This window comes from Enterococcus sp. C74 (assembly GCF_040887125.1).
Taxonomy (GTDB): domain Bacteria; phylum Bacillota; class Bacilli; order Lactobacillales; family Enterococcaceae; genus Enterococcus_B; species Enterococcus_B hirae.
In genome coordinates this window covers 70082-76805 of sequence record NZ_JBFOFA010000010.1, presented here as the reverse complement: position 1 = coordinate 76805, position 6724 = coordinate 70082, and the positions used below count along the sequence as shown (strand labels likewise).

Sequence of the window (6724 nt, the reverse complement as noted above, 5' to 3'; positions counted from 1 at the left end):
TATTTACTTCTCCCCTTTATAAAGACATGAGCAATGATTCAAAAATAGCTTATGCAATGTTACAGGATAGATGTGAAGCGTCTATTGAGAATAACTGGATTGATGAGCAAAACAGAATTTTTTTTATTTTTACCCGTGCGGAGTTAATGGACATTTTAGGTTGCAAGGAAAATAAAATATCTAAGATAAAAAAGGAATTGAAATCTAAAAATCTTTTGTTCGAGAAACGTACACCTCCCAAAAAACTACCAAATGGAGAATGGTTAAATTTACCAAATAGACTATATCTTGGAAAGCTAGAAGTTACAGCAGAAGACGTCTTTGTGCATACTAATACTAAAAATAAAGTAAAAGAACTCAATCCCGAAAGTGGAAAAAACCCACCTTCGAACAAACACTTGGAACTAAAAGATTCTTCTGGACGTGGGAAAAACCCACCTTCGAATAAAAAGGCTTTAAATCAGCTTTCTTTCGAAAGTGGGAAAAAAGGAGACAATCTATTCTATTCTTCTTCTTTAGACACTAATAGACACTTAATAGACACTGAAGCAGACCAATTACAAAATAAAATTTTACTAGGTAACTTCGTCGATATCATGAAAGAAGATAGCGTCAATACTTTTGTACCAGAAAAAGTATTAAACTTGATAAAAACATTTTCCAATACTTTCAAAGAAGCACAACAAACCGTTCAAACTATTCATAATGCAAAGAAAAAAGCCGAGGAATTAGAGAAAACTATTGTCGTTTATGAAGAACTTGAATCTTATGGAATTGATGCTGAAAAAGGGCTGTATATGACTTTACTAAAAGCTTATCAAAAGCAAAAGATTGAAAAAGTAAAGAATTTGCAGAATTTGATTTTTGTGTATGTAAAAAACTGGTTTATTGAAAAAGCTATTGCGGCAAAGCTTGCAAACGAACAAAGAGAAAAATTTAACGAATTACCAACAGTTAGTACGGAAAATTGGTTAGAGTAGTTGATAAAAAGCGATCACTATAAAAATGATCAATTTTAAATTAGAACTTTTTTATAATTTTAATTATATTACAAATGTTACAAATAAATAGTTATTATTCCGGAGTTTTAAGATTAAAAGTTTGCGAAAATAATCACAATCGTAGGTTTTAAATTCATAATCGTTAGATATTTTAGTTATTTTTCATTCAAAAAAATAGGGAACTAGTGTTTGCATATGTGTTTTTTTGAGTTATAATAATTCATGAAGAGAGGTAATTCACTTATTTCCCCAAGCTGAAAAGCCTGATATTACTTCTTTTCAGGCAGTGCTGCTAATATTCAATTACACTTTTTTGTATATTTTTAGTTGTTTTAAATTTAATTGTCTGCTATGCTTGTGATGAATTGATTTTCGTTCTGCACTTTTGGACGATAAATTTGGATAATTGAAAATACAAAAAAAAGAAAGGCCCTGTGAGACTCGGAAGGCTGGTAACCTTCGTCGACGTCCACAGGTGGCATTAAGTCTATACCCCTTAATGCGTTTACCTTTCAGTGTTACGGTATTACCCGCAACGGACTTAGTATAACAGATATTCAAAAGTGATACCACTTTTTTTGGCTTTATTAAGGTTAAAAATACGTGATATTACGATGAATTGTGTCAAGGCATAATGTTATAAAAATATCCGTGTGGCTCTTTGCCGTATGACGAACGCTGAAATTAGAGGGAACGCATGTTTGGATGCGTTCCCTCTTTTTTGTTTGTCATGAACGAAAATCAATTCTCTATTTTTGAAAAATAACAAGAAAAACTTAGTTAAAAATATTTAAAGAAAGTGGAAGGTTTATTCTATGTCATATACAGGAATTTTGAGTCTCGAAGATATTTGTCACTACGGTAAACGGTGTACCACTACAGAAAAAATCACGAAGAAACTATCAACTGGTCAAAGTAAAACCGTTGTGCAGTGTAAGAAATATATAATCCAGAAAGACAAAGTCTCAGAAGAAATGATTTATTACAATGGGAAACGCAAGCAAATAATTTTAAAAGATCCTATTCCTTTAAAAGATCTATATCCAACAATCAAACATGTTTATGACCAAAACGGTGTACTAATTGGTCGAAAAAAAAATGGAGTCTTGCGTTGTACCGCAAAAGGGATGGGTCGTTTGATCAGCTGAATTTGTCATTCTCATAACTTATATTTTATCGTTTTTCGCTTGCTTGAAAATATTGTCGAGACTTCTAAAGGAACTTAGAATCACTAGAAAAATAAGGAGTAGACTTGATCTATCAACAATTTCCTTCGGGGAGTGACGGGGTAGGTTTTTACGATTGGTAACGTAAAAAATTGGTCAATCGAGTAAATGCACTTGTTTGGATAGTGGTGAAATGAATTTGTGTAAATAATATGCGCAGAGTAAACAAGAGGGAATTTAGAAGTTAGACAAGTTAGAATAGCGCCTAGATTAATCATGAGCAGCTACTAAGGGATCTAGGCTTTGACGCAAACTCATGGAATAAGGAGTAGGTCTTCTCGTGATGGGGGGGACGCACAAGAAATTGTGTCGTGTGCTGCAGTACATGTAGATACTTGCGAGGACGTTGATCTTTGGATCAATCGAGCATTTACCGTTTTCTACTAGGGTTTCTCGTTTCGGACGCCATAAACGAGTCGATTTCTTTTATATATTTTTGAGTAAACGAAAAACGATAAAGATATTCGTTATGAAGTAAAACTAATTTATTAGATAGCAAAGGTGGTAGAGGGATGATTCAAAAATTTGCGAAAATGAGTAAAAGTGCATGGATTGAAAAGCTTGAAAATGACTTGAGTGTCATGCGATTAGCTCCGAAGCAATTCAAACAAGAGATTTTAGAAAAAGAAGCAATTTTGTCGGTAATGAATGCAGTAGAATGCTGCAACTACACGAAACAGTGAAAGAGTACTTTACAGCTGATGATAAATAAAAATTAAGGAGACTACCATGTGAAAAAAGTATTTAAAATATTTTTATTGATTGTCTTTGACACTTTAACTGTCGCTACATTTTTATTTGCTTTCGCTGCTTTCTATGGCACACTTATCGCTTGGTTCATGAATGGGTTGCTCTTCAATGAAAACTTATTTGCATTTAAATGGTTCATGTTCCAAGTGATATGTCTTATATTGGCAGCAACACTACGATATGGTGTCGGAAAATTATGTAAAAAGCTTTCTATGGAAGAAGATGAGATTCAATGATTACGATCAATGAAGGTGAATAAATATGTTTAACTTATTACTTACAGAATTCCAGGCATATCTTCATTTTTTTATTTATTGCTATTGAATTTAATCGTGTTTTTTGCATCTTTAATTACAGATATAATATTTAATTTTGTTATTACGGTAAATTGAATGTTTTGGATAATGGAGGTAAGAAATGGCAAAATCAGTTTTAGAACCAATAAGTATGGACAGTTTAACTAAAGGAAAGTACATTCAATTATTAGCTCGAGGTTATACTCCAAGAGACGTTTTTCGATCCCTAGCGGAAGGGACAAATATGAAAAAATCAACGTTGAGAAAAGAATTCGACTATTGGAGAATTCAAAACGGAATTAAAGAGTTAAAACCTGTTCGACCAGTAATCAAATGAAAAATATAATAACTAAAGTAAATCAAAGGCGTATGTTAACATAGGCTTTTTTCTTTTGACAAAAAATAAAGGAAGGTAAGAAATCTCATGAATTATGAAGAAATCGAAAACAGAAAAAAAGTGTCGAAAGAAATGGAAGAAAAGTTGCTAAAAACGATGAAACAAAAACACCTTAAAAGATTATCTGTCATGCAATATATCAATGATATGCAGATAACAGGAAAAGAGAAAGCTTGTTTGTTAGGTTCAATGAAAAACTTTGAACAGTTGAGACGAACTTATGTGAAAACAAGTTCTAATTGTCAACTATTGTTAGAAGTCTCATGACATTCATTAATAGAATTCATTTTTAAAACTTTTTCTATGGAAATGAGAAAAAGATTTTTTGTTTTGTCTGAAAGGGGGTAGCTGGATGAGAAAATGGTTATTTGGTTTTTTAGGAGTCGCTTTAATCGTCTTTTGCAGTGTGTTTGGCTATGTTAGCTACCAAAAACATGAAGGAGAGGTGTTTAAGCAAAATATAGAAAAAAAGATGCCCGTAGATCAAATCAATGCACATGCAAAGAGTTATAAGGAGGATGCAACGAACGTCAATAATGATATGTCTTTGGGGCAAATGTTGTCCATACAACAAGAAGCAATCGAAATGGGCGTCAATAAACAAGTATTTGCACAAATTCAGATTCCTGCACTTGGTTTAGCATTGCCAATTTTTAAAGGGGCAAATCAATACACTTTGAGTCTTGGAGCGGCTACTTATTTTTATGAAGATGCTGAAATGGGCAAAGGAAACTATGTCCTAGCAGGTCATAACATGGAAATGCCAGGTGTTTTATTTTCTGATATTCAAAAGTTGTCATTAGGGGAGGTGATGGACTTAGTTAGTAACGATGGCGTCTATCGTTACAAGGTAACGCGTAAATTTATCGTACCTGAGTTCTTTAAATTAATCGATGGCGTTCCTGAAGAGAACTCTTTCTTGTCTTTGCCAAAGAAAGGAGAGAAACCCTTATTAACGTTGTTTACTTGTGTTTATACGTCACAAGGAAAAGAAAGATACGTGGTACAGGGAGAGCTACAATAACAAGGTTTTAATCAACGCGAGTCGTTGAAATATGAAATGAGGAGAGTAAAAAATGGCAATAAATCGGTATGTAAAAAAAGCTGGAATGCTTGTTGGAATGTTAGGAATCATTGCAAGCTGCTTTCAGGGGTATCAAGCACATGCAGAAGATGTCACGCAAAAAACGCCACCAGAGAAGGTCAATATCACGGTTCATAAATTAATGTACGATCAAGGAACGCAATTGAATGTTGATATTGACGGGATCAAAAACGATGGTTATACGCACGATCAATATCCTACAGGTGTAACGAAATACAACAAGGCAGATTATGGTGATGTTGAGTTTACGTTAGGAAATATTACGAATCAAGTATTACCGACTGAAGATTCTGATCTAACCAACGCGAAAGTGGACGAAATCGTTAAAGATGTAGAAGACAAGGGATCTAACAGTGAGTACGTCAAGAATGCAACCAACAAAATTACTTCAGCTGTAGATGAAAATGGTGAGATTACTTTTGCTGATCAACCAGCCTATGTCAATTCCAAAGGGAATGTATATGTGGTTTATGAAAGTAAATCCGCTGCTGGATTAGTCACACAAAAAGCGAAACCAATGGTTGCGATTGCGCCAATGACTGATAATACAGGTTCAGGTTTTTTAAAAGACATTCACTTATATCCTAAAAATATTGTTTCTAAGTTGAGTTTTGAATTAACGAAATTTGGTGACGATGGCACAGCTCAAAGCAAACAAACACCTATAAAAGGGGCAAAATTTGAGTTATACAAGGGTGAACCTGGAAAAGGAACAAAATTAGGAGATCTTGTATCGGATGATCAAGGAAAGCTGACTGCTACTGATTTGACGTTAGGAAAATACTATTTTGTGGAAGTTCCTTCAGAAGTTGTAGTGGGATCAGATAAAGAACCAACAGCAGATCAATATTTATTAGGCGCAGACGCTCGCAACGATGCGCACAATAAATTAACCTTTGAAATTACGAATGATGGCGTGACAAGTGACTTAAAAGCTTCATACGTAAACTATAAAGCACCAGTGATCGATAAAACAGTAACAAATGGAACAGGACAAGAACATTCTTTCCAAATTGGTGACGCAGTAAATTATCAAGGAACGATTCATATCCCAACAGACATTGCAGGCGGAGCAGACGGTATCACAGTAAACGGAGTGAAAAGCGAAACTTCTCCTTACAGTGTATTTAAATGGGGGGATACAGCAGGACAAGGACTTTCTTATGTCGCTGCTAAAGCAAATATCAAAGTAATAAATAAAGATGGATCTGTGGTATTAAAAGAAAATACAGATTATAAAATCCAAAATTCAGAAAATGGCTTTGTGATCGATTTTATCGTGAATAATGGCCAAGTAAGTGATACTGTAGCAAGTTTACACGGACAAGATCTTCAAATGACTTATAACATGTATGTAAATGACAGCGCAGCTGTTGCCAATCCATTAACAAATAGCGTGGATTTCGTTTATAACAACAATCCATTTAATCAGGAAGAACACCACGAAAAAACGAAAGCTGACGTTGTGACTTATGGTGCAAAATTCTTAAAAGTCGATAGCGGACTATTTGGAACTGGAATCAAAGCAACACCGCTTGAAGGCGCAGAATTTGCTGCTAAAAACGCAGAAGGAAAATATTATGGTGGATTAGTTGATACGGATAAAGACGGTGTCAAAGAAGCAGTATGGGTAGACGATGTAGCAAATGCAGCGATCCTAAAATCAGATAAAGAAGGTCACTTTGAAATCACTGGTTTAACTGAAGGTGAATATTCACTGGAAGAAACAAAAGCGCCTGAAAACTATCAAAAATTAACGAAAGAGATCTCTTTCAAAGTAAACAAAGATTCATACAAAGAAGAAAACCGAATCACGATCAAAAACAATCAAAAAGCTTCCGTACCAATGACCGGTAGCAACGGTTTTCAAACGTATGTATTAATCTCTTGCTTGTTGCTAGGAGCAGGGGCACTTTCTGCAGTTGTTTACTTTAAGAAGAAAGCCTAGA

General features: G+C 34.3%; 8 protein-coding genes. All 8 read left to right on the top strand.

Annotated elements, in window-relative coordinates; genetic code table 11:
* Window positions 1-980: replication initiator protein A (locus AB3H93_RS12340; RefSeq protein ID WP_368020634.1), on the top strand; the 980-nt coding region annotated here is incomplete at its 5' end.
* Between the two features lie 836 nt (window positions 981-1816).
* Window positions 1817-2149 (top strand): type IV conjugative transfer system protein TraE, encoded by a 333-nt coding sequence (traE, locus tag AB3H93_RS12335; RefSeq protein WP_081115422.1) that lies wholly within the window; start codon window positions 1817-1819, stop codon window positions 2147-2149.
* A 590-nt stretch (window positions 2150-2739) separates the two neighbouring features.
* Window positions 2740-2910 carry a hypothetical protein gene (locus tag AB3H93_RS12330; RefSeq protein WP_172896466.1) on the top strand — a complete coding sequence of 57 codons (171 nt, stop codon included), beginning with the start codon at window positions 2740-2742 and terminating at the stop codon, window positions 2908-2910.
* Window positions 2911-2958: 48 nt separating this feature from the next.
* Entirely contained in the window at window positions 2959-3213 is a 255-nt protein-coding gene (locus tag AB3H93_RS12325) for a hypothetical protein (protein ID WP_081115421.1), read from the top strand.
* A gap of 181 nt (window positions 3214-3394) precedes the next feature.
* Window positions 3395-3610: a hypothetical protein gene (locus AB3H93_RS12320; protein ID WP_081115420.1), complete on the top strand. Its 216-nt coding sequence runs from the start codon at window positions 3395-3397 to the stop codon at window positions 3608-3610.
* A gap of 87 nt (window positions 3611-3697) precedes the next feature.
* On the top strand, window positions 3698-3937 hold the full coding sequence (locus AB3H93_RS12315) for a hypothetical protein (RefSeq protein ID WP_002358968.1): 240 nt from the start codon (window positions 3698-3700) through the stop codon (window positions 3935-3937).
* Between the two features lie 85 nt (window positions 3938-4022).
* On the top strand, window positions 4023-4694 hold the full coding sequence (locus AB3H93_RS12310) for a class A sortase (protein ID WP_081115419.1): 672 nt from the start codon (window positions 4023-4025) through the stop codon (window positions 4692-4694).
* Between the two features lie 52 nt (window positions 4695-4746).
* Entirely contained in the window at window positions 4747-6723 is a 1977-nt protein-coding gene (locus AB3H93_RS12305) for a SpaA isopeptide-forming pilin-related protein (RefSeq protein WP_081115418.1), read from the top strand.
* The last annotated feature ends 1 nt before the right edge of the window (window position 6724 follow it).